Here is a 21405-nt window from a genome sequence, read left to right as displayed (position 1 = left end):
GAACCATGGCCACGCACGCTTCCACCACCGACGTCAGCACGCTGGAGCCGCCCTCGCAGTCGGCCGTGCGGCTCGTGCCGTATGCGTTTGCGCGCGACGCCAGGTTGCTCGTCGCCCGCCAGGACGTCGACACGCTGGAAGTGTGGGTCTGCCCCGAAACTTCGCGCACGGCGCTGGCTGAACTCGGTCGCGTGTTCGGCGCGCTGCAGTTGGTGACGCTTAGCACGGCGGCGCTGTCCACCGCCACGCAGACGGCGTACAACGCGCAAGACGGCAGCGCAGCGCAGGTGGTGGGCGAAGTGGAAGGCGAAGTCGACCTCTCGCGCCTGATGCAGGACATTCCTGCCGTGGAAGACCTGCTCGAATCCGAAGACGACGCGCCGATCATCCGCATGATCAACGCGCTGCTCACGCAGGCCGCGCGCGAAGGCGCCTCGGATATCCACATCGAGCCGTTCGAGAATGCATCCGTCGTGCGCTTCCGGGTGGACGGCACGCTGCGCGACGTCGTGCGCCCCAAGAAGGCGCTGCACGGCGCGCTCATTTCGCGCATCAAGATCATGGCGCAGCTCGACATTGCCGAGAAACGCCTGCCGCAGGACGGTCGCATCACGCTGCGCGTGGGCGGTCGCCCGGTGGACGTGCGGGTGAGCACCTTGCCCACCGGACACGGCGAGCGCGCGGTGCTGCGTCTGCTCGACAAGGAAGCCGGCCGCCTGGATCTGAGCAAGCTCGGCATGGGCGCCGGCACGCTGGCGCGCTTTGACCACCTCATCAATCAGCCGCACGGCATCGTGCTCGTCACCGGCCCGACGGGTTCGGGCAAAACGACCACGCTGTATGCGGCGCTGTCGCGGCTGGACGCGGCGTCCACCAACATCATGACGGTGGAAGACCCGATCGAATACGACCTCGACGGCATCGGCCAGACGCAGGTCAACCCGAAGATCGACATGACGTTCGCCAAGGCCCTGCGCGCCATCCTACGCCAGGACCCGGACGTGGTGATGATCGGGGAAATCCGCGATCTGGAAACCGCGCAGATTGCCGTGCAAGCCTCGCTCACGGGCCACCTGGTGCTGGCGACGCTGCACACGAACGATTCGGCCTCCGCCGTGACGCGCCTGATCGACATGGGCATCGAGCCCTTCCTGCTATCTTCATCGCTGCTCGGCGTGCTGGCGCAGCGGCTGGTACGTCGCCTGTGCGTGCATTGCCGTCGCGAAGAAGTGCTCGAACTCACCGCGGCCGAACTGGAAGCCGTGGCCGGCACGCCGGTGGCAGAGGGTGTGACACCGGCCGCGCCGGCACGCAAATCGGTGTGGCATCACGTCGGCTGCGACCGTTGCAGCAACTCCGGCTACCAGGGCCGCACCGGTGTCTACGAACTGCTGACCGTCACGCCCGAAATCCAGACCATGATCCACCGCCAGGCCGCAGAATCCGAGATCAAGGCGTTCGCCATCGGCCAAGGCATGCAGACCATGCGCATGGATGCACAGCGCTGGATCGACACGGGTGCCACGTCGCTGGAAGAAGTGCTGCGGGTCACACGCGACTAAGGCGCGATTACACGAATAGCGCATGCCAGCCTTCCGCTACGAAGCCGCCGACGCCACCGGCAAGACCGACAAGGGTGTCATCGAAGCCGACAGCGCACGCCAGGCGCGCACGCTGCTGCGCGCGCGCGGGCTGACGCCGCTGCTGGTCGACGCGCTGGGCGCGCAGGCCACCAAGCGCGGCGGGTCGAGCTTCGGCAAGCGGCTCTCGGCGCAGGAAAACGCGCTCGTCACGCGCCAACTCGCGAGCCTGCTGGTGGCGGGTCTGCCGCTCGATGAAGCGCTGGCCGCGCTGGCCGATCAGGCCGAACGCGCGTACGTCGGCGAGCTGCTCGCGGCCATCCGCGCAGAAGTGGTGGGCGGCAGCTCACTCTCGGTGGCACTGGCGCAGCATCCGAAGGATTTTCCGGACATCTACCGCGCCCTCGTTTCAGCGGGGGAACACTCGGGCAACCTGGGCCTCGTGCTCTCGCGCCTGGCGGACTACATCGAGAGCCGCAACGCGCTGACCTCTAAGATCAAGCTGGCATTCACGTATCCGGCCATCGTAACGGTGGTGGCGTTTGCGATCGTGATCTTCCTGCTGTCATACGTGGTGCCGCAGGTGGTGAGCGTATTTGCCAACACGAAGCAGAAGCTGCCGACACTCACGATCATCATGCTGTGGCTGTCGGATTTTGTGCGGAACTGGGGATGGCTCGCAGCGATCGTTCTGGTGGCGATCGGCGCGCTGATCCGCAAACTGCTCAAGCAGCCGGCATTGCGGTTGTCGTGGCACAAGTGGCTACTGACCGCGCCGCTGTTCGGCAAGCTCGTTCGCGGCTACAACACCGCGCGGTTTGCCAGCACGCTGGCCATTCTCACCAGTGCCGGCGTGCCGATCTTGCGGGGCTTGCAGGCGGCGGGGGAGACGCTGAACAACGTCGCGCTCAAGACCAATGTGGAGGATGCGTCCACACGCGTACGGGAAGGGACTTCGCTGGCGCGGGCTTTGGCGGCGCAGAACCAGTTTCCGCCTGTGCTGGTGCATTTGATTCGTTCGGGTGAGGCGACGGGCAATCTGCCTGCGATGTTGGAGCGGGCTGCGCAGGGCGAGGCTCAAGAGCTGGAGCGTCGGACGTTGTTCCTCACGGGCTTGCTGGAGCCGGCTTTGATTTTGACGATGGGTGTGGTGGTGCTGTTGATCGTGCTGGCTGTGCTCATGCCGATCATCGAGATTAACCAACTGGTGCACTGAGGGGTTTTGTTTTTTGGGCTTTGGTGCATCCCTTGTTTCATCCCCTGCCGGGGCTGACTCACTTTCTTTGTCTTGCCAAAGAAAGTAAGCAAAGAAAGGCGCGCCCGAGATGGCGACTTCCCCTTGAATTTCTGTCGCAGGGAGGGAGGGGAGGCAAACTCGCTGCGCTCAGACAGGCCTCCCCTCTTTTTCCTCCCTGCAACAGAAATTCAAGGCGCCATCTAGGGCACCAAAGTCAAAAGACAAAAGCCAAACCTTCGGGGCGCCCGCCCAAACGACAAGGCCAACCGCACGATGGGTTGGCCTTTCTCTTTTGACGTTGAGCCCTTGATGGCGCCTTGAATTTTTGTGAGCGGGCGGATCAAGGAAGGAGGCTTGTCTGAGCGCAGCGAGTTTGCCTCCTTCCCCGCACGGTTACACAAATTCAAGGAATCTTTCGCCATCTCGGGCGCGCCTTTCTTTTGCTTACTTTTCTTTGGCAAGACAAAGAAAAGTAAGTCGGTCCCGGCAGGGAACGAAAGGGAGATGGACCATCAGGGCCAAAACAAAACCAACCAGCACCCCACAGCCGTCACGACATCGCCACATCCCCCACCGGCGCGCGAGCACTGTCCTTCCACTCCTGTACATAATCCGGCGTACCCACCGGCGCAGCCTCCACCACCGGCGGCAACGGCAACAGCGCCATCGGCAGCACACCAGCCCACACAGGCAGGTCAAGGTCCTCAGCATCGTCCTTCGGACCACCCGTGCGCACTTTGCACGCAGCCTCATCCAACGGAATGCGCAGCACGGTCGTGGCGGCAAGCTCCTTGGTATTGCCGGGCCGTGCCTGTTGCGAACGGCCCGGCGCGAGGACTTCCATGAAGGTATCGAGCACCGCAGGCTTCTGCGCATCGGGCACGACTTCGAACGCGCCATAGATGACCGCCGAGCGATAGTTCATCGAATGGTTGAACGCCGAGCGCGCCAGCACCAAGCCATCGATGTGCGTGATAGTCACGCAGACCTGCGCCCCGCTGCCGGCCAGCTTGAGCATGCGGCTGCCGTTGGAACCATGGATGTAGAGGTGATCGCCCTCGCGCCAGCACGCGGTCGGGATGCAATGCACGCCATGCTCGTCGGCGAAGGCGATGTGGCAGACGTAGGCCTCGTCGAGGATGGCATGCAGCGTGGTGCGGTCGTAATGGCCGCGGTGCGCGACGCGGCGCACGCGGGTGCGCGCGGTGGGCGATGTGGGTTCTGTGCTCGACATGCAAGGCTCCGAAATCGTAATCGACATGCCGACGATAAAAAAACCGTGGCACCATGCATAGACCCACCAAAATGCAGAGTCTTGGAGCCACGATGGATTACGGCGTCCTGCTGTCGAACTACGAACGCACCGCGATGCACGGCGAGGGCGTAGCCCGCGCATCACAGCAGCATCGGCTATATGCCTGCCTGCGTGCAGCCATCCTCAGCGGACAGATCGAGGAAGGCACGCGCCTGGCGCCATCGCGCACGCTGGCCGAAGAGCTGGGCATCGCGCGCAACTCGGTGCTCTACGCTTACGAGCAACTCGCCACGGAGGGCTTTGTGCTCAGCCGACGGCAAGGCACGGTGGTAGCGCGCGTCGGCCTGCAGCAGACGCCCGCGCAAGCGCCCGCAGCCCCGGGCCAGCTGTCGCGCCGCGTGAAAGACCTCGAACGCCCGCGCGGCGGCATGGACGACCTGCTGCCCTTCTTGCCCGGCACGCCCGCACTGGATGAATTCCCGCTGGCGCAATGGCGCCGCTGCATGGAACGCGGATGGCGTCGCATCGGACCTGGGCAGATGGGCTACGGCCCGGTCGAAGGCAATGCCGCCCTGCGCCAGGCCGTGGCGGAATACCTGCGCGTTTCGCGCGGCGTGCGCTGCGACGCGTCGCAGGTGTTCATCACCGACGGCACGCAGAACAGTCTCGACATGTGCGCCCGTACGCTCGCGGATGCGGGCGATACCGCATGGATCGAAAACCCCGGCTACTACGGTGCGCGCGCCGCCTTGCAGGCCGCAGACATGCGACTGGTACCGATCAGCGTCGACGCCGATGGCCTCGCCCCGCGCGAGGAAGACTGGCACGATACGCCACCCAAGCTCATCTACATCACACCGTCGCACCAATACCCATTGGGCGCGGTGATGAGTCTGGAGCGCCGTCTCGCGCTCATCCAGCACGCACGCGCAGCCGGCGCGTGGATCATCGAAGACGACTACGACAGCGAGTTCCGCCACACGGGTGCGCCGCTATCGGCCGTGCAGGGCCTGACCGAAGATGCGCCGGTCATCTATCTCGGCACGTTCAGCAAGATGCTCTTCCCGGCACTGCGCCTCGGCTATATGGTGGTGCCGCCCGCGCTGGCGCCCGTGCTGAAAAAGACGGCAGGTGCGCTGATGTTGCGCGGGCGCGTAGCCGAGCAGCTCGCGCTGGCCGAGTTCATCGAGGCGGGACATTTCACGCGGCACCTGCGGCGCATGCGTCGTCTGTACGGCGAGCGCCGCGATGCGCTGCAGACGGCCATCGAACGGCACCTCGACGGTGTGGTGACGGTGTCGGGCGGCGCAGGCGGCATGCACCTCTCGGCACGGCTCGACGCGCCGGTGCGCGATACCGAAGTCAGCCGCGCCGCACGCGAGCACGGAATGGTGCTGCGCCCGCTTTCGCGCTTCTGCCTGCCGGGAACCTTCACCGCGCAGTACAACGGCCTGGTGCTGGGCTATGGGAACGTGCCTGCCCAAGCAATGGACGGGCTTGTCGTCCGCATGCGGGAAGTCATCGAACGCCTCGGGGATTGATTCCGACCGTGGCGGTGCGTCGCGAAAGCGCATTGCCCGGCCGGCTTTGCCGCAAACGTTGCATGCACCGCACAACCGGTGCAACCCCGTCGTCCAGCGCTGTGCATGCATGCACCGGACACCACAACCAAGGGAAAACCCACCCCCATTCTTGCTGCGTTGCACGGTGTTCGGAATGTCACGCGATGCTACGATGCCTCGACCCACGGCTGTCTGCCAGTTTCCACAAGAAGCGGCGCAGGCGGCACCAAAAGAGACCTGCTGTCGGTGATCCCGACACACCCACCCGGAGCACGCATGAATGCCCCTCTGAACGACGCGCTACGCCGCGCGCTCGAAACCGTTTCCCTGGACGACAAGTACACGCTTGAGCGTGGCCGCATCTACATCAGCGGCACGCAGGCACTGGTGCGTCTGCCGATGCTGCAGCAGGAGCGCGACCGCGCCGCTGGGCTGAACACGGCGGGCTTCATCTCCGGCTACCGCGGCTCGCCGCTGGGTGCGCTGGACCAGGCCCTGTGGAAAGCCAAGAAGCATCTGGCGGGGCACAACATCGTCTTCCAGGCGGGGCTCAACGAAGACCTGGCCGCCACGGCGGTCTGGGGCTCGCAGCAGGTCAATCTGTATCCGAACGCGAAGTTCAGCGGCGTGTTCGGCATGTGGTACGGCAAGGGGCCGGGCGTGGACCGCACGATCGACGTGTTCAAGCACGCCAACTCGGCCGGCTCGTCCGCGCACGGCGGCGTGCTGGTTCTGGCGGGCGATGACCACGCCGCCAAGTCGTCCACGCTGGCGCACCAGTCCGAACACGTCTTCAAGGCGGCCGGCATTCCGGTGCTGTATCCGTCCAACGTGCAGGAATACCTCGACTACGGCCTGCATGGCTGGGCGATGAGCCGCTACTCCGGCCTGTGGGTCTCGATGAAGTGCGTGACGGACGTGGTGGAATCGTCAGCTTCGGTGGATGTCGATCCGCACCGCGCGCAGATCATCCTGCCGGAAGATTTCGTCATGCCGCAGGGCGGGCTGAACATCCGCTGGCCCGATCCGCCGCTGGTGCAGGAAGCGCGCCTGCTCGACTACAAGTGGTACGCCGGCCTGTCTTACGTGCGTGCCAACAAGCTCGACCGCGTGGTGCTCGATTCGCCGCAGGCGCGCTTCGGCATCATGACGGCCGGGAAGGCGTACCTCGACGTGCGTCAGGCGCTGGTCGACCTCGGCCTCGATGAGGAAACCTGCCGCCGCATCGGCATCCGCCTGTACAAGGTCGGCTGCGTGTGGCCGCTGGAAGCGCACGGCGCGCGGGCCTTTGCCGAAGGGCTGCAAGAGATCCTGGTGGTGGAAGAGAAGCGCCAGATCCTCGAATACCAACTGAAGGAAGAGCTGTACAACTACCGCGACGACGTGCGCCCGCGCGTGTACGGCAAGTTTGACGAGCGCGACAACGCCGGCGGCGAATGGTCGGTGCCGATGGCCAACTGGCTCCTACCGGCGCACTACGAGCTGTCGCCTGCGCTGATCGCCCGCGCCATCGCCACACGTCTGGAAAAGTTCGAGCTGCCGTCGGACGTGCGCGCACGCATCGCCTCGCGCATCGCCATCATCGACGCCAAAGAGAAGGCGCTCGCCAAGCCGCGCGTTACTGCCGAGCGCAAGCCGTGGTTCTGCTCGGGCTGCCCGCACAACACGTCGACCAACGTGCCCGAAGGCTCGCGCGCGCTGGCCGGCATCGGTTGCCACTACATGACCGTGTGGATGGACCGCCGCACCGACACCTTCAGCCAGATGGGCGGCGAAGGCGTGGCGTGGATCGGCCAGATGCCGTTCTCGGGCGATCAGCACGTGTTCGCCAACCTGGGCGACGGTACGTATTACCACTCGGGCCTGCTGGCGATTCGCGCATCGATCGCCGCCAAGGTGAACATCACCTACAAGATTCTCTACAACGATGCCGTGGCCATGACCGGCGGCCAGCCGGTCGACGGCCCGCTGTCGGTGCCACAGATTGCCGCGCAGGTGTATGCCGAAGGCACGTCGCGCATCGTCATCGTGACCGACGAGCCCGAGAAGTACAACGCTGCCATCAAACTGCCCGAAGGCGTGACGGTGCATCACCGCGACCGCCTTGACGCGATTCAACGCGAGCTGCGCGAGGTGCAAGGCACCAGCGTGCTGATCTACGACCAGACCTGCGCCACCGAGAAGCGTCGTCGTCGCAAGCGCGGCACGATGGCCGACCCGGCACGCCGTGCGTTCATCAACGACGCGGTGTGCGAAGGCTGCGGCGATTGCTCGGTCAAGTCGAACTGCCTGTCGGTCGAGCCGCTGGAAACGGAGCTGGGCACGAAGCGCAAGATCAACCAGTCGTCCTGCAACAAGGACTTTTCGTGCGTGAACGGGTTCTGCCCGAGCTTCGTGACGGCTGAAGGTGCGCAGGTGCGCAAGCCGGAATCGCACGGCGTGTCGATGGAAGGCCTGCCGCTGCTGCCGCATCCTGAGCTGCCTGCCATCCAACGCGCGTATGGCGTGCTGGTGACCGGGGTGGGCGGTACGGGCGTGGTCACCATCGGTGGCCTGCTCGGCATGGCCGCGCACATCGAAGGCAAGGGCGTGACCGTGCTCGACATGGCGGGCCTCGCGCAGAAAGGCGGCGCCGTGCTCTCGCACGTGCAGATCGGCGAGCGTCCGGATTCGATTCACGCCACGCGCATCGCCATGGGCGAGGCGGACCTCGTGATCGGCTGCGACGCGATTGTCTCGGCGTCGGACGAAGTGCTGTCGAAGGTGCAGCACGGCCAGACGCGCGCCATCATCAACAGCACGGCATCGCCCACGGCCGACTTCATCAAGAACCCGAACTGGCGCTTCCCGGGCAGCTCGGCCGAGGCGGACATCCGCGCGGCCGTCGGCGATGCCTGCGCATTTGAAGACGCCAACACGCTGGCCGTGCGCCTGCTGGGCGACGCCATCTTCACCAACCCGCTGGTGCTGGGCTTTGCATGGCAGAAGGGCTGGGTTCCGCTGACGCACGACGCGCTCATCCGCGCGATCGAACTCAACGGCGTGGCCGTCGAGAAGAACAAGACCGCGTTCGAATGGGGCCGCCACCTCGCGCAAGACCGCGATGCGGTGCTCAAGCTCGCCGGCGATGCGCCGCGTGCCAAAGCCGACGTCATCGCCCTGCCTTCGCTGGACACGCTGATCGCCCGCCGCGTTGATCTGCTGACCGCGTACCAGAACGCAGCGTATGCCGCTGAGTTCCGCGCGGTGGTGGAACGCGTGCGTGCAGCGGAAGCTGCCGTGGTGGGTGCCGGCCAACCGCTGGCGTTCACGGAAGCTGTGGTGCGCAACCTGTCGAAGCTGATGGCGTACAAGGACGAATACGAAGTCGCTCGCCTGTACACCGACCCGGCATTCCTCGACAAGCTGCGCGCGCAGTTCGAAGGCGAGCCCGGCCGCGACTACCAGCTCAACTTCTGGCTTGCGCCGCCCATGATTGCCAAGCGTGACGAGAAGGGGCACCTGGTCAAGCAACGCTTCGGTCCGAACACGATGCGCGTCTTCAAGCTGCTCGCCAAGTTCAAGGGCCTGCGCGGCACGGCGTTCGACATCTTCGGCAAGACCGAAGAGCGCCGCACCGAGCGCGCGCTGATCGGCGAATACCGAGCACTGGTCGATGAGCTGGTGAAGGGACTGACCGCTGACAAGCTGGCTCAGGCCCTGGAACTGGCCCGCCTGCCGGAGGACATCCGCGGCTTCGGCCATGTGAAGGACGCCAACCTGGCGGCTGCTCGCATCCGCTGGAACAAGCTGCTGGCACAGTGGCGCGATCCGGCGGCGGCCCAGCGCGCTGCCTGACGGGCGTTCGCATCACCATGAAAAAACGGAGGCTTCGGCCTCCGTTCTTCTTTGCGTGCGTCCGGCGCGTCAGCCCGGCACGATCTGCTGTGCGTAGTCGTACAGGTCCTGCAGGATGCTCTGCGCGCGCGCGTCGCCTTTCTCGGTGGCTTCCGCACCCAGCTGTTGAAGCCGCTCGGCGAAGAGCTCGAAGGTCATATAGCCATCACGCCCTTCAAACAGCCGCTCGGCGCGCAGTTGCTCCCAGTGCTCGTATTCCTCTTCGTTCAACGTATCGGGAAAGTTGCGTGCCCGGTAGCGGAACAGCAGTTCGGGCAGACGCGCATCGGAAAAATCCGGATGCAGGTTGGCAAGTTGTTCGCCGCTGAGCGTGCGCAGCTCGTTGAGCGTGCGACGGTCGTCATTGCCGACGAAGCCGCCGTAGAGGTTCTGGTCCACGTCCTCGATGGGCTCCAGCTCACGGGCGTACACCTGGCGCCACGTGTCGCGCATGTCCGGCGCCCCCTGCGCGATGGCGGCGTGGCGTTCAATCGTGGCGAAGTCGATGCCCCAGCGTTCCGCCTGGGCGGGCTGCAGCGTCTTCATGTTGCTGATGACGATGGGCGACTTGTTGATGTGGATCGACTTGATCGGCAGGCGCGTGGTGCCTTCGACCAGATCGGCCGTGCGCGTGAACATGCGCTCGCGGAGCGTCGCCACATCCATATGGAACAGCTCGGACGGGTCGAATGCCAGGTCCCAGACGATCAGTTCGTTCTTGTTGGTCGGATGACCGCCCAGCGGCCACACCACGGCCATGCAGCCGCGCTCCACGCCGTACATGCCGGAAATGTGCAGCAGCGGCCGCGGCGCATCGCCGATCTCGGCCACCACGCGGTCTTTCTTGCGCAGCGCCAGACAAAAATCAAACAGGCGCGGCTGCGCGTTGCGAATGAGGCGGGCCAGCGCAATCGTCGCCCGCACATCCGACACCGCGTCGTGCGCCGCCTCGTGCACCAAGCCGTTGGCTTTGGACAGATGCTCCAGCTTGAAGCTCGGCCTGCCGTCTTCGTGCTTTGGCCATTGGATGCCATCGGGGCGCAGCGCCCAGGTGGTGCGCACCACGTCGAGCAGATCCCAGCGCCCGCATTCGTTCTGCCACTCGCGTGCGTACGGGTCGATCAGGTTGCGCCAGAACAGGTGGCGCGTCACCTCATCGTCGAAACGGATGGTGTTGTAGCCGACGCCGATGGTGCCGGGCGTGCCGAGTTCGCGCTCGATGGCCTGCGCGAACCGGTATTCCGGAATGCCCTGCCGGGCGCACTGCTGCGGCGTGATGCCGGTGATGAGGCACGACACCGGATCGGGCAGCCAGTCGTTGGACGGCTGGCAGAACAGTTCGACCGGCTCGCCGATTTCGTTCAGTTCGGCATCGGTGCGGATGCCGGCAAACTGCGCTGGGCGATCACGGCGCGGCACGGCGCCGAAGGTTTCGTAGTCGTGCCAGAGGAAGGTGGGAGTGACGGGCAAGGCAGCGGCTCGTTTTAAAGACTGAAGATGCCGGCATGCTAACAGTGTTGCCGATCCCGCTCGGTCGCCCTGGCGGTTGACTCACATCAACCCGCACCGGGCAGGCGTCGACCAGACTGGTATCTCCCCCCAACCAGGAGATGTCTCATGGCCCAGTCGATGAAAGCTGCGGTTGTCCACGCGTTTGGCGAACCCTTGCGCATTGAGGAAGTGCCGGTTCCCACACCTGGGCGCGGGCAGATTCTTGTGAAGATCGCGGCCTCGGGCGTCTGCCATACGGACCTGCACGCCGCGGAGGGCGACTGGCCCGTCAAACCAAGCTTGCCGTTCATCCCCGGGCACGAAGGGGTCGGCTATGTGGCGGCGGTGGGCGAAGGCGTCACCGCCGTCAAGGAAGGCGACCGTGTGGGTGTGCCCTGGCTCTACACCGCCTGTGGCCACTGCGAGCACTGCCTGAGCGGCTGGGAAACCCTCTGCCACGAGCAGCAGAACACCGGCTACTCCGTCAACGGCGGCTATGCCGAATACGTACTGGCCGATCCGAACTACGTCGGCCACCTGCCCGCGCAGGTCAGTTTCGAAGAAATCGCACCGATCCTCTGCGCGGGGGTGACGGTCTACAAGGGCATCCGCATGACGGATACGCGGCCCGGACAGTGGATCGCCATTTCCGGCATCGGCGGGCTGGGACACGTGGCGGTGCAGTATGCGATCGCCATGGGCCTGCACGTGGTGGCGGTAGACGTGGCGCCGGACAAGCTCGCGCTGGCACGCGAGTTGGGGGCCAAGCTCGTCGTCGATGCCTCGCAGCAGGACCCCGCGGCCGTGATTCAGAAAGAGATCGGCGGTGTGCACGGCGTGCTCGTGACGGCGGTGTCGCGCAGTGCCTTTGCACAAGCGCTGGGCATGGTGCGGCGCGGCGGGACGATCTCGCTCAATGGGCTGCCGCCGGGCGATTTTCCGTTGCCGATCTTCTCCACGGTGCTCAATGGCATCACGGTGCGCGGTTCGATTGTCGGCACGCGGCGTGATCTGCAAGAGTCCCTGGAGTTTGCTGCCGAGGGGCTGGTACGCGCCCACATTCACCGCGACAAGCTCGACAACATCAACCAGGTGTTCGCCGATCTGAAGGCCGGCAAGGTGGATGGCCGCATCGTCCTGACGCTCTGAGTGCCGCCACCGGGCGGTGCGAGTAAGCTGCAGGCATCACGTCCGCTTACCCCACCGCCATGCGCGTCCTCTTTTTCAGCAGCCACCGTTACGACGAAGACAGCTTCCGCGCCTCCCTGGCGCGCGGCGGCCACAGCTTCGACCTCGTTTTCCAGCGCGCGCACCTTGACGCGCAAACGGCGTCCCTCGCAGCGGGCTTTGAAGTGGTGTGCCCATTCGTGAACGACGCGCTCAACGCGGAAGTGCTCGAAGCGTTGGCAGCGGGCGGCACGCGCCTGATCGCGCTGCGCTCGGCAGGCTTCAACCACGTCGATCTGCCGGCCGCACAGCGCCTGGGGCTGACGGTGGTGCGCGTGCCGGCCTATTCGCCGCACGCGGTGGCCGAACATGCGGTTGGCATGATCCTAACGCTCAACCGGCGCCTGCACCGTGCCTGCAATCGCACGCGCGAAGGCGATTTCTCATTGGATGGATTGCTGGGCTTCGACCTGGCGGGCAAGACCGTCGGCGTGATCGGCACCGGACAGATCGGGCAGGTGTTCGCGCGGATCATGGCGGGCTTTGGATGCCAGTTGCTGGCATTCGATCCGTTTCCGCAGGCCTCGCTGACGGCGCTGGGCGTGCGCTACGTGCCGCTGCCTGATTTGCTGGCGCAGGCGGATATCGTCAGCCTGCACTGTCCCCTCAACACCGGCACCCACCACCTGATCGACGCCAACGCTCTGGCCAGCATGAAGCCGGGCGCGATGCTCATCAACACCAGCCGCGGCGGCCTGGTCGACAGCCCCGCGCTGATCGACGCCCTCAAGACCGGCCAGCTCGGCCACCTCGGGCTGGACGTGTACGAGGAAGAGGCGGATCTGTTCTTCGAAGACCGCTCCGCCGATGTGCTGCAGGATGACGTGCTGGCGCGGCTGCTGAGCTTTCCCAACGTCATCGTGACCGCACATCAGGCGTTCTTCACGCGCGAGGCGCTCGCGGGCATTGCCGACACCACGCTCGCTAACGTGGCGGCCTGGGTGGCTGGCGCGCCCGTCAATGTGGTGAAGGCCTAGGCCGGCACATCACGCTGCCGCGGCTTTCGGCTGCGACAGTTCGCTCTCGCCTTCCCTCACGTAGATAGAGTTGCGTGGCTTGGCCAGCACGCGCCGCACCATCGGCTCGAAGAACGACAGCGGCAGGTTGTCGTAATCCGGCATGAAGGCCGCGGCGTCGTATTTGGCGCAGAACTCGGCGGTGCGCTCGAACAGCTCGGGCTGGCTGCGGTACTGCTCGCGCAGGTTGCGGTCGAGCCCCAGATGGTGGAAGAAGTAGTAGCCCTGGAAGATGCCGTGCTTCTCGACCATCCACAGGTTTTCCGGGCTCACGAACGGCTTGAGGATGGCCGCGGCGATGTCCGGGTGGTTGAAGCTGCCCAGCGTGTCGCCAATGTCGTGCAACAGCGCGCACACGACGTATTCCTCGTCCCGCCCGTCGCGGTGGGCGAGCGTGGCCGTCTGCAGTGAGTGCGCGAGACGGTCGATCGGAAAGCCGCCGCAATCACCGTCGAGCAGCTTCAGGTGCGCGAGCACCCGGTCGGGCAGCGCGCGGGCATAGGGCATGAACTCGGCCGAGATGGCGGCCCAGTCCTCGCGCGTGCCGTGCTCCATATGGGAAAACGTTGCGCGCGGAGCGGTGTGTTGGGAATCGGTCATTGGGGGTGTCTCCTTCGTCGCCGGAATGGTCGCGTCGGTGCCGCGTCGTATTTCTTAATGGCTGAGTGCGCGGCTAGCGGGCCATTCTCTGCCCGGCGCTTGCATGCAGACTGTCAAGCGTTTGACAATGATCGGACCGCCCTCGCCGCATCCTGCCGCCATGCCCGCAGACGCCACCCACACCGCCGCCGCGCCCACGCCAGCACAGCTCGCGCAAGGCTGGCTGCGCGACGCCCCCGCCGATCTGCTGGCCGAAATCGCACCCACCGCGCGCCTGGTCACCTACCCTGACGGTGAATGCATCCACCCGCACGGCGGCCCGGCGCAGGGCATGTTCCTGATCGTGCGCGGCCGCGTGCGAATCAGCCGGACGACCGACGGCGGCAGCGAACTGGTCTATGGCGTGCTGCGCGCGGGCGAATGGTTTGGCGAGATCGCGCTCATTGACGGCGGCGGCCGCACGCACAGCGCCCATGCCCAGGGGCCGACCACGCTCATCCTGCTGGGCAGCGCGGCGTTTGCGCGCGTGGTGTCGGCCTATCCGGCCGGCATGTGGGCGCTGATGCAGCAGCTCTGCCAGCGCATCCGCCTGATCTTTGACGAGTTCGAGCACGCCAGCGAAATGCCCGCCGATGCGCGGCTCGCCCAACGGCTGCTGCAGCTCGCCCGCGCCGGCGATGGCCGCACCGTCGCCGCCAGCAATGAAGAGCTGGGCCGCATGCTGGCACGCTCGCGGCAGACGATTTCCAAGTACCTGCAAGCGTGGCAGCGCGCGGGCTGGATCCGCTGCCATTACCGGACGGTGGAAGTCGTCGACACGGCAGCTTTGCGGATGCTGATCGACGGCCACGCTTCCTGAGCACGCCCTGCGCAGGGGGTACGCGCGCCGCAGCCTGCGCCGATAGAATGAATCGTTGCCGCGCAGATCTGCCCGCCTCCACCACTCCCACCCCCATGAACCCCATGTTCTCGCCCGGCTCGCCCGAGGGCCGGCGCCTTGTGTTGCTGCTCGGCCTCGCGCAGATGGTCTCGTGGGGCACGCTGTACTTCACCTTCACCGTGTTTCTGGCGCCGATGCACGACACGCTCGGGTGGGCGCGGCCGTTTTTGGCGGGCGGGTTTTCACTCGGGCTGCTGGTGTGGGCGCTGTGCTCGTTCTGGGTTGGGCGCGCGCTGGACCGCTGGCCTGCGCGCCGTGTGATGGGCGCAGGTACCGTGCTGGCGGCGAGCGGCCTGGTGGCTTGGTCCTTCGTCTCGAACGAGGCGGCCTTCCTGCTGCTCTGGCTGCCGATGGGCCTGGCGATGGCCACCACGCTCTACGATCCGGCCTTCGTCGTGCTTCGCCAAGCGTTTGGCGATGCGTATCAGCGCCCGATCATTGGCCTCACGTTGATTGCGGGGTTCTCCAGCACGCTGAGCATTCCGCTCGCGCAATGGGGCGTGGAACATCTTGGCTGGCGGCACACGCTGCAGCTTTTTGCGCTGGCCCATGTGCTGATCTGCCTGCCGATCCATGCGCGCCTGCGCGTGCGGCCGCCCATGCTCGCCCCTGCAGCAGCGCTTGACCCCGCAGCAGCGGTGCATGCCTCGGCATGGCGCATGGTGTTGCGCTTGCCGGTGTTCTGGGCGGTGGTGCTGGCCTTCGTGGCCACCAGCCTGATCGCCACCGTGCTCGGGGCGCACCTGATTCCGCTGTTGACGGAGAAAGGCGTGCCGACCAGTCGCCAGTTGCTGATCGCGGCGCTCATCGGCCCCGCCCAGGTGCTCGGGCGGCTGGCCATGATGCGGTCGCGCCCGGCGCATCCGGTGCGCATTGCACCGTGGACGTACGGCGCCATGGCCGCAGCGCTCGTCTTGCTGGCGCTGTCGAGCGGGCCGCTGCTGATCGTATTTGCGCTCGTCTACGGGGCAGCCAACGGCATCAACACGATGGTCCGCGCGATTGCGATGCCGGAGCTGGTTTCGCGCAACCAGTACGCCACGCTCAATGGCCTGATGATGACGCCCGTGCTGCTGGCGCAGGCCAGCGCCCCATGGCTGGGCGCACTGCTCTGGCGGGCCAGCGGTGGCTATGCAGCAGTCGAATGGGCGATGGTTGGGGCGGCCCTCATCGCACTCGCGGCTTTCGCCTATGGTTTGCGGCACGCGCAAAACGCCACGTACCTACCGCTGCGTCGCGTACCGAGGTGACCCAATCGCCATGACGCATTCACCACTTTCCACGCAGAAAATTGCTTTTAGGAACCTTTGCAAGCGCACATCTGTCTTGAAACATAGGACGTGATGTTTCATTCTCATAGCAAGGGCGGCCCGCTTTTTGCGAGACTGCCTACGGAGGAAGCGCCTTGTCACAGGTTCATGTGGAAACATCTGAGAGCGAGCGCATGCCGTGGTCGGTCCAGGAGATCGCTTACGGCAGCATCGACGTAGCACGCGTACGCGAAAACGGCACGCTGTTCTACCTCGTTGCCAGTGCGTCGTTTGTGGAGAGCGGCTCCGACCTCTATGCCGGCAACCTCGCTCAGTACTACGCCGATCGCCCCGAAACCGCGCACTGGCTGATCCACCACTGGGAACGCGAAGAGCTTCAGCACGGCCGTGCATTGCGCCGCTACGTTGAAACCGTCTGGCCCGAGTTCGACTGGGAGCGCGGCTACGCACGCTTCTTCGAGGAATACTCGGTCACCTGTTCGGTCGACCAGTTCGAGCCCACGCAGGCGTTGGAAATGGTCGCGCGCTGCGTCGTCGAAATGGGCACTGCCACTTTCTATCGGGCCATCGCCCAAGCCGCGGCTGAAGCCGATGAACCGGTGCTGCGCGACCTCGCCAGCCGCATCTCGGCCGATGAAGTCCGACATTACAAACACTTCCTGCGTTTCTTCAACGAGTGCAACGCGAGCGAAGGCGTCGGCCGCGCACGCGTGCTCAAGGCGCTCGCCTCACGCCTGCGTGAAATCAAGAATGAAGATTCGATGATCGCCCTGCGCAATGTGCTGCGCATCGAGCGCGGGCAGGAGGACGTGCCCGAAGCCGATGTCCGCGCACTGAACTCGCGCGTCAGCGCGTTGGTGCGCTCTTATCTGCCGCTGGATATGGCGGCCAAGATGCTGCTCAAGCCCTTGCGCCTGCGCCCGGGGTTCGAGCGCTCGATTCGGCCGCCCCTGGTGGCCGTGGTGCGGCGGGTGATCCTGCACTAGAACGCGGCGCGCAAAGGAGGCGCCAACAAAAAACCCGGGTTGAAGCCCGGGTTTTCTATATCTAGCCGACAGAATGCCGATTAGAACTTGTGGCGGATACCGACCATGGCACCCATTTGGTTGTTGCTGCTGCCGTCAGCGCTGGTGAACACATCGCCGAGGCCAGCGACACCGAGCGGCAAAGCTGCATTGCTGCTGTTCTTGGCGTAAGCCACGTTCAGATAGGCGTCGGTGCGCTTGGACAGCGCATAGTCGCCGCTCAGGACAAACAGCCAGGGATTGCCGGCGCCGGTGGTCTTGAAGTTCTGGTAGTAGGCCGTACCGGTCAACGCCAGAGCCGGCGTCACTTGGTAGCCTGCGCCCAGCCAGTACAGGTTCGAACGCAGTACGGATTCGGATGCAAGCGGATGGGTCGCATTGAGCCAACGATAACCCGCGTAGAGCTTGGCCGGGCCATAAACGTACGTGCCCCCGATGGTGGCGCGTTGCACCTTGAGGTCGGAAGCAATGCCGTAGTCCGCGGGCACGTCCGTATTCCCATTCATTTGGTCATACACGGCACCCACGGAGAACGGGCCATTCGCGTAGTTCAGTCCAACGCTCCACTCGCGGCCCAGCTTGCTCGCGCCGGCAATCTCCTGGCCATCGTTGCGCGTCGAGTACAGCGCCGAAGCGGTCAGGCCACCGAACGTACCCATGTATTTCACCGCGTTGTCTGCGCGCCCCGCCATGGCAGCGTCCTGCGAAGCCAGCGAATAGCGCGAAACTGCCATCGGGTCGTATTGCAGCGCGAAGTCGTACAGCAGGTTCTGCTGGCGACCCAGGGTCAGTCGGCCCCACTGGCCTTCCAACCCGACGTAGGCGTTACGGCCGAACAGACGATCGCCCTGGCCCATCTTGCCGTCATCAATACTGAAACCGCTTTCCAGGTTGAAGATACCCTTCAGGCCGCCGCCCAGGTCTTCAGCGCCGCGCAGGCCCCAGCGCGAACCGGACATACCGCCCGACTGCAGTGCACCGCGAGAACCGCCGTTACCCGGCGCCTTGTTCACCCACTCGACGCCAGCGTCGACCACGCCGTACATCGTCACGCTCGATTGAGCGAATGCGCCAGCCGAAACCAGAGCGGCAGCGGCGGCCGCAAACAGCTTGATCTTCATATCGTTTTCCTTAAAAAAACTATCGCGGGTATTTGCGATCGGCGGCCATTATGTATTCCGACTTCTCGTATTCAGAACTTTCAAAAATAGCCTGTGGTAAATATGAAACCTAAGCATTGATGACGAAATTGTTCATATAAATCAATGCTCTGCGACCGCACGCAGACAGCCGTAAGCATGACTTACGAGAAGGCAATCCGATGCCTTACACGAAGTAATCCATTAAACCCACAAAGTCATCCAGTCGATGATAAAAATTAAAGATTAAGGCGCACTTCTTTTCGACTATGATTCACCCCGAAGCGTGAATAACAGTTCCACAGCTTCATATCGACTTTAAGAGACCGCCCTAAACAGCGGTCTCTTTTTTTGCCCGTGAACTTTGCCGATCAGTCAGCCGGGGAGTCCGACCTTCCTGGAGATGCGGTGCTTGAAGGTGGACACCGTCTTGGGCGAGATCCCCAGGCGCTTGGCGATCTCGGTGTTTCGATGGCCTTCGGCCAGCAGTTGGTTCACGCGCATTTCGCGCTGGGTGAGCGTGGCGAGGCCAGCGCCTTCCGCTGCCCCCATCGCGGAAGCAGGGAACGAGAGGTAGCCGCGCGCCGCCAGCAGCAATGCCGCCGTCAACGCGGATGTCGCTTCAGATTTCGGCACGTAGGCGTTGGCGCCCGCCAGGAAGGCGAGCCGCGCTTCGTTGCCCGTGGTCTGGGCAGACGTGACCACCAGGCCGATGTCGTGGCGCTGCGCGCGCACGCGGCGCACAAGTTCGAGACCGTCCAGGCTGGGCAGATTGATGTCGACGATGGCGAGCTTCGGGCGCGCCGTACGAATCAGCTGCAGCCCCCGTGCGCCGTCAGCCGCCGTCGCCACAAGCTGCAACTGCGGCGACCCGGCGAGCAGCGCCTGGATGGATTCAAGAACGATCGGATGGTCGTCGATCGCGACGACGGAATGGAAGACTGGATCTGCGGGGGACATGGAGAGCGATGCCTGAGCGGGTTCCATGCTGCGAGTCCCCCGGGCGGGCCAGGTTCCGCGCGGTACAGGTTTGCACGATTGCCCGTCAAACCTTGTACCGATTGCAACGCCACGTCATCAATTCATGACATCTTGCCGGCTCAGGCGAGCCGAAACACGTCCACCGCGCCGCGCAGTTCCTGGGCCTGTTGGCGCAGGCTTTCAGCGGCGGCGGCCGCTTCTTCGACCAGCGCAGCGTTCTGCTGCGTCACCTCGTCCATCGACGTGACCGCGTGGTTGACCTCTTCGATGCCTTGCGACTGCTCGCGCGACGCGTGGCTGATCTCGCCCATCAGACCGGCGATGCGCTCCACGCGCGTCACGATGTCCTGCATGGCATCGCCGGCGCCGCGGGCGGCCTCGTTGCCGGCCTGCACTTCTTCGACCGAGCGACTGATCAACTCCTTGATCTCCTTGGCGGCGGCGGCGCTGCGCTGGGCGAGGCTGCGCACCTCGCCGGCCACGACGGCAAAGCCGCGGCCCTGTTCGCCTGCGCGGGCGGCTTCGACGGCGGCGTTCAGCGCCAGGATGTTCGTCTGAAACGCGATGCCGTCGATGATGCCGGTGATGTCGGCGATCTTCTGCGCCGTGGCGTGAATGCCCGACATGGTGCCGACCAGCCGCTCGACCGTCTGCCCGCCGGCATTGGCCGCCTCGCTGGCGGACTGCACCATGTCGTGCGCATGGTGGGCGCTCTCGGCGTTCTGGCGCACGGTGGCGGCCAGTTGCTCGATGCTCGATGCGGTGCGCTCAAGGTTGCCGGCCTGCGCTTCGGTGCGCGCGGAAAGATCGGCATTGCCGGCAGCGATCTGGCCAGTGCTCGACGCGATGGTCGAGGCGCTGGCGCGCACCTTGTCGACGATGCCCGAAAGGCCGTCGCCGACGCCGTTGACAGCACGCATGACCTGGCCGATCTCATCGCGGCGCGTGGCGGGCAGGCGGTGCGTGAGATCACCCGCAGCCACACGCTGCGCGACGTTCACCACCTCGGCCAGCGGCGCGCTCACGGCACGGCGCAGCATCCAGTACAAGCCGCCCGCCAGCAGAGCGCCGAGCGCCAGCCCCAGCAGCAGGAACCGGTTGCGGGCGGCCACCAGATCGGCGTTGAGTTCATCCACGTAAGCCGTGCCGGCAATCACCAGCTGCCAATCGGGGTATTGCGTGAAGACGGTCAGGCGCTCGCGCGCGGTGCCGCCTTCCGTGTCGGCCAGCGTATGACGCAGCGTGCCGTCCTTGCGCGCGATCATTTCGCGCACCCAGGCCTGGCCGGCGGCGTCCTTGGCGTCGAGCAGGTTCTTGCCTTCGCGGTCTTGCGTGTGGTCGATCAGCACTTTGCCCTGATCGGTGCCGGGCTTGCCGTCGATGACGAAGTAGCCACCCGTCTTGCCGATGCCGTGCGAGCGGATCTTGTCCTTGAGCAGCGCCAGTTCCGAGCGCACGTCCACACCAACATACAGCGCGCCGATCACCTTGCCCGACGCATCGCGCACGGGTTCGTACTTGCTCATGTAGGGCACGCCAAACAGCCACGCCAGGCCGCGGAACGGCTCGCCGGCCATCAGCGCCTTGTAGCTCGGATGGGCGCGGTCGAGCAGCGTGCCGATCGCGCGTTCGCCGTTTTCCTTCTTGAGCGAGGTAGTCACGCGGACGAAGTCGTCGCCGGTGCGGGCAAACACGGTGGCAATCGTGCCGCCGGTGCGCGCGAAGAACTTGTCGGGCACGGTGAAGTTGAGGTTCAGTACCGTGTCACCGCTCTTGAAGGTGGGCGTCGGCTTGCCGGCCACTTCCACGGTCTGCGCCGGGTCCACGCTGTAGGGGCCTGGCGCGGCGTCGGCAAAAGCGGTCAGGAAGCGATCGGCCTCGGTGCGCATGGTGCCGTCGAACAGGCCGATCATGTCGCGCATGGCCGCCTCCTGGTTGTGCATGGCCGACTGCGTATTGGCCTCAAGCATGCGCAGGCTCGATTGCGAGTTCGCCAGGGCAAACATGCCGAACACCGCAACCAGGGCGATCAGGCCGATCAAGGCCAGCCGGGTGCCAAGGCTCGCGGGGGATTGTGAAACTTCAGATAGGGGCGCAGACGCTCTCATGCTTTTTTTCCTGGGGTCGTCAGTCGAGTTAACAACGGATCGACCCGCAAAAGCTTGAGCGCAAACGTTTTACAAACCGCTTTGTCCGGCAAACCAG

Annotated in this window: 15 protein-coding genes; 9 read left to right on the top strand and 6 right to left on the bottom strand. The window is 65.0% G+C overall.

The features are described from left to right. Window positions 1–5 precede the first annotated feature (5 nt). Both gspE and gspF read left to right on the top strand, forming a co-directional pair. Complete coding sequence (gene gspE / locus ACEN9T_RS09330) at window positions 6–1562, top strand: type II secretion system ATPase GspE (protein WP_413707603.1); 1557 nt, start codon at window positions 6–8, stop codon at window positions 1560–1562. Between the two features lie 22 nt (window positions 1563–1584). Beyond that, window positions 1585–2796, top strand: a complete 1212-nt coding sequence (gene gspF, locus ACEN9T_RS09325) for a type II secretion system inner membrane protein GspF (protein ID WP_413707602.1) — start codon at window positions 1585–1587, stop codon at window positions 2794–2796. Between the two features lie 571 nt (window positions 2797–3367). Here gspF and ACEN9T_RS09320 read toward each other — a convergent pair. Further along, window positions 3368–4051, bottom strand: coding sequence for a pyridoxamine 5'-phosphate oxidase family protein (locus ACEN9T_RS09320; protein ID WP_413707601.1), 684 nt, complete (start codon window positions 4049–4051; stop codon window positions 3368–3370). Between the two features lie 92 nt (window positions 4052–4143). Here ACEN9T_RS09320 and ACEN9T_RS09315 point away from each other — a divergent pair, with 92 nt between their 5' ends. Both ACEN9T_RS09315 and ACEN9T_RS09310 read left to right on the top strand, forming a co-directional pair. After that, window positions 4144–5613 carry a PLP-dependent aminotransferase family protein gene (locus tag ACEN9T_RS09315; protein WP_413707600.1) on the top strand — a complete coding sequence of 490 codons (1470 nt, stop codon included), beginning with the start codon at window positions 4144–4146 and terminating at the stop codon, window positions 5611–5613. Between the two features lie 297 nt (window positions 5614–5910). Then, complete coding sequence (locus ACEN9T_RS09310) at window positions 5911–9471, top strand: indolepyruvate ferredoxin oxidoreductase family protein (protein ID WP_413707599.1); 3561 nt, start codon at window positions 5911–5913, stop codon at window positions 9469–9471. Between the two features lie 69 nt (window positions 9472–9540). Here the strand turns inward: ACEN9T_RS09310 and sbcB are convergent, their stop codons facing one another. Further along, window positions 9541–10980 carry an exodeoxyribonuclease I gene (gene sbcB / locus ACEN9T_RS09305; protein ID WP_413707598.1) on the bottom strand — a complete coding sequence of 480 codons (1440 nt, stop codon included), beginning with the start codon at window positions 10978–10980 and terminating at the stop codon, window positions 9541–9543. Window positions 10981–11127: 147 nt separating this feature from the next. On the opposite strand from sbcB, the gene adhP reads away from it, so the two are divergent. Further along, the gene (gene adhP / locus ACEN9T_RS09300) at window positions 11128–12150 is read left to right on the top strand and encodes an alcohol dehydrogenase AdhP (RefSeq protein ID WP_413707597.1); all 1023 of its coding nucleotides are present in this window, start codon (window positions 11128–11130) and stop codon (window positions 12148–12150) included. A gap of 59 nt (window positions 12151–12209) precedes the next feature. Next, window positions 12210–13205, top strand: coding sequence for a 2-hydroxyacid dehydrogenase (locus ACEN9T_RS09295; protein ID WP_413707596.1), 996 nt, complete (start codon window positions 12210–12212; stop codon window positions 13203–13205). Between the two features lie 9 nt (window positions 13206–13214). Here the strand turns inward: ACEN9T_RS09295 and ACEN9T_RS09290 are convergent, their stop codons facing one another. Beyond that, the gene (locus ACEN9T_RS09290) at window positions 13215–13844 is read right to left on the bottom strand and encodes an HD domain-containing protein (RefSeq protein WP_413707595.1); all 630 of its coding nucleotides are present in this window, start codon (window positions 13842–13844) and stop codon (window positions 13215–13217) included. A 103-nt stretch (window positions 13845–13947) separates the two neighbouring features. Between ACEN9T_RS09290 and ACEN9T_RS09285 the strand changes: the two genes are divergently transcribed. The 3 genes from ACEN9T_RS09285 (at window position 13948) to ACEN9T_RS09275 (ending at window position 17041) form a co-directional block, all read left to right on the top strand. Beyond that, window positions 13948–14703, top strand: a complete 756-nt coding sequence (locus ACEN9T_RS09285) for a Crp/Fnr family transcriptional regulator (RefSeq protein WP_413707594.1) — start codon at window positions 13948–13950, stop codon at window positions 14701–14703. A 95-nt stretch (window positions 14704–14798) separates the two neighbouring features. Next, window positions 14799–16034, top strand: a complete 1236-nt coding sequence (locus ACEN9T_RS09280; RefSeq protein WP_413707593.1) for an MFS transporter — start codon at window positions 14799–14801, stop codon at window positions 16032–16034. Between the two features lie 194 nt (window positions 16035–16228). Then, window positions 16229–17041 (top strand): ferritin-like domain-containing protein, encoded by an 813-nt coding sequence (locus tag ACEN9T_RS09275; RefSeq protein WP_092976531.1) that lies wholly within the window; start codon window positions 16229–16231, stop codon window positions 17039–17041. A gap of 80 nt (window positions 17042–17121) precedes the next feature. On the opposite strand, the gene ACEN9T_RS09270 is transcribed toward ACEN9T_RS09275, so the two are convergent. The 3 genes from ACEN9T_RS09270 to ACEN9T_RS09260 all read right to left on the bottom strand — a co-directional run bounded on the left by ACEN9T_RS09270 (window position 17122) and on the right by ACEN9T_RS09260 (window position 21308). Then, window positions 17122–18201, bottom strand: coding sequence for a porin (locus ACEN9T_RS09270; RefSeq protein WP_092976534.1), 1080 nt, complete (start codon window positions 18199–18201; stop codon window positions 17122–17124). Between the two features lie 393 nt (window positions 18202–18594). Next, the gene (locus ACEN9T_RS09265) at window positions 18595–19206 is read right to left on the bottom strand and encodes a response regulator (RefSeq protein WP_413707592.1); all 612 of its coding nucleotides are present in this window, start codon (window positions 19204–19206) and stop codon (window positions 18595–18597) included. A 113-nt stretch (window positions 19207–19319) separates the two neighbouring features. Next, a complete protein-coding gene (locus tag ACEN9T_RS09260; RefSeq protein WP_413707591.1) occupies window positions 19320–21308 on the bottom strand; it encodes a Cache 3/Cache 2 fusion domain-containing protein in 1989 nt (662 codons plus the stop codon). Window positions 21309–21405: the final 97 nt, after the last annotated feature.

It is taken from the genome of Ralstonia sp. Ralssp110, assembly GCF_047325135.1.
Taxonomy (GTDB): Bacteria; Pseudomonadota; Gammaproteobacteria; order Burkholderiales; family Burkholderiaceae; genus Ralstonia; species Ralstonia mojiangensis.
This window is presented reverse-complemented; position numbering and strand designations above follow the sequence as displayed.

Bases quoted from the DNA above. Each gene is read 5' to 3' on its own strand.
- ACEN9T_RS09265 (WP_413707592.1), bottom strand. From the start codon at position 19,206: ATGGAACCCGCTCAGGCATCGCTCTCCATGTCCCCCGCAGATCCAGTC.
- ACEN9T_RS09280 (WP_413707593.1), top strand. From the start codon at position 14,799: ATGAACCCCATGTTCTCGCCCGGCTCGCCCGAGGGCCGGCGCCTTGTG.
- ACEN9T_RS09270 (WP_092976534.1), bottom strand. From the start codon at position 18,201: ATGAAGATCAAGCTGTTTGCGGCCGCCGCTGCCGCTCTGGTTTCGGCT.
- ACEN9T_RS09285 (WP_413707594.1), top strand. From the start codon at position 13,948: ATGCAGACTGTCAAGCGTTTGACAATGATCGGACCGCCCTCGCCGCAT.
- ACEN9T_RS09275 (WP_092976531.1), top strand. From the start codon at position 16,229: ATGCCGTGGTCGGTCCAGGAGATCGCTTACGGCAGCATCGACGTAGCA.
- gspF (WP_413707602.1), top strand. From the start codon at position 1,585: ATGCCAGCCTTCCGCTACGAAGCCGCCGACGCCACCGGCAAGACCGAC.
- gspE (WP_413707603.1), top strand. From the start codon at position 6: ATGGCCACGCACGCTTCCACCACCGACGTCAGCACGCTGGAGCCGCCC.
- ACEN9T_RS09320 (WP_413707601.1), bottom strand. From the start codon at position 4,051: ATGTCGAGCACAGAACCCACATCGCCCACCGCGCGCACCCGCGTGCGC.
- ACEN9T_RS09315 (WP_413707600.1), top strand. From the start codon at position 4,144: ATGGATTACGGCGTCCTGCTGTCGAACTACGAACGCACCGCGATGCAC.
- ACEN9T_RS09295 (WP_413707596.1), top strand. From the start codon at position 12,210: ATGCGCGTCCTCTTTTTCAGCAGCCACCGTTACGACGAAGACAGCTTC.
- adhP (WP_413707597.1), top strand. From the start codon at position 11,128: ATGGCCCAGTCGATGAAAGCTGCGGTTGTCCACGCGTTTGGCGAACCC.
- ACEN9T_RS09290 (WP_413707595.1), bottom strand. From the start codon at position 13,844: ATGACCGATTCCCAACACACCGCTCCGCGCGCAACGTTTTCCCATATG.
- ACEN9T_RS09260 (WP_413707591.1), bottom strand. From the start codon at position 21,308: ATGAGAGCGTCTGCGCCCCTATCTGAAGTTTCACAATCCCCCGCGAGC.
- ACEN9T_RS09310 (WP_413707599.1), top strand. From the start codon at position 5,911: ATGAATGCCCCTCTGAACGACGCGCTACGCCGCGCGCTCGAAACCGTT.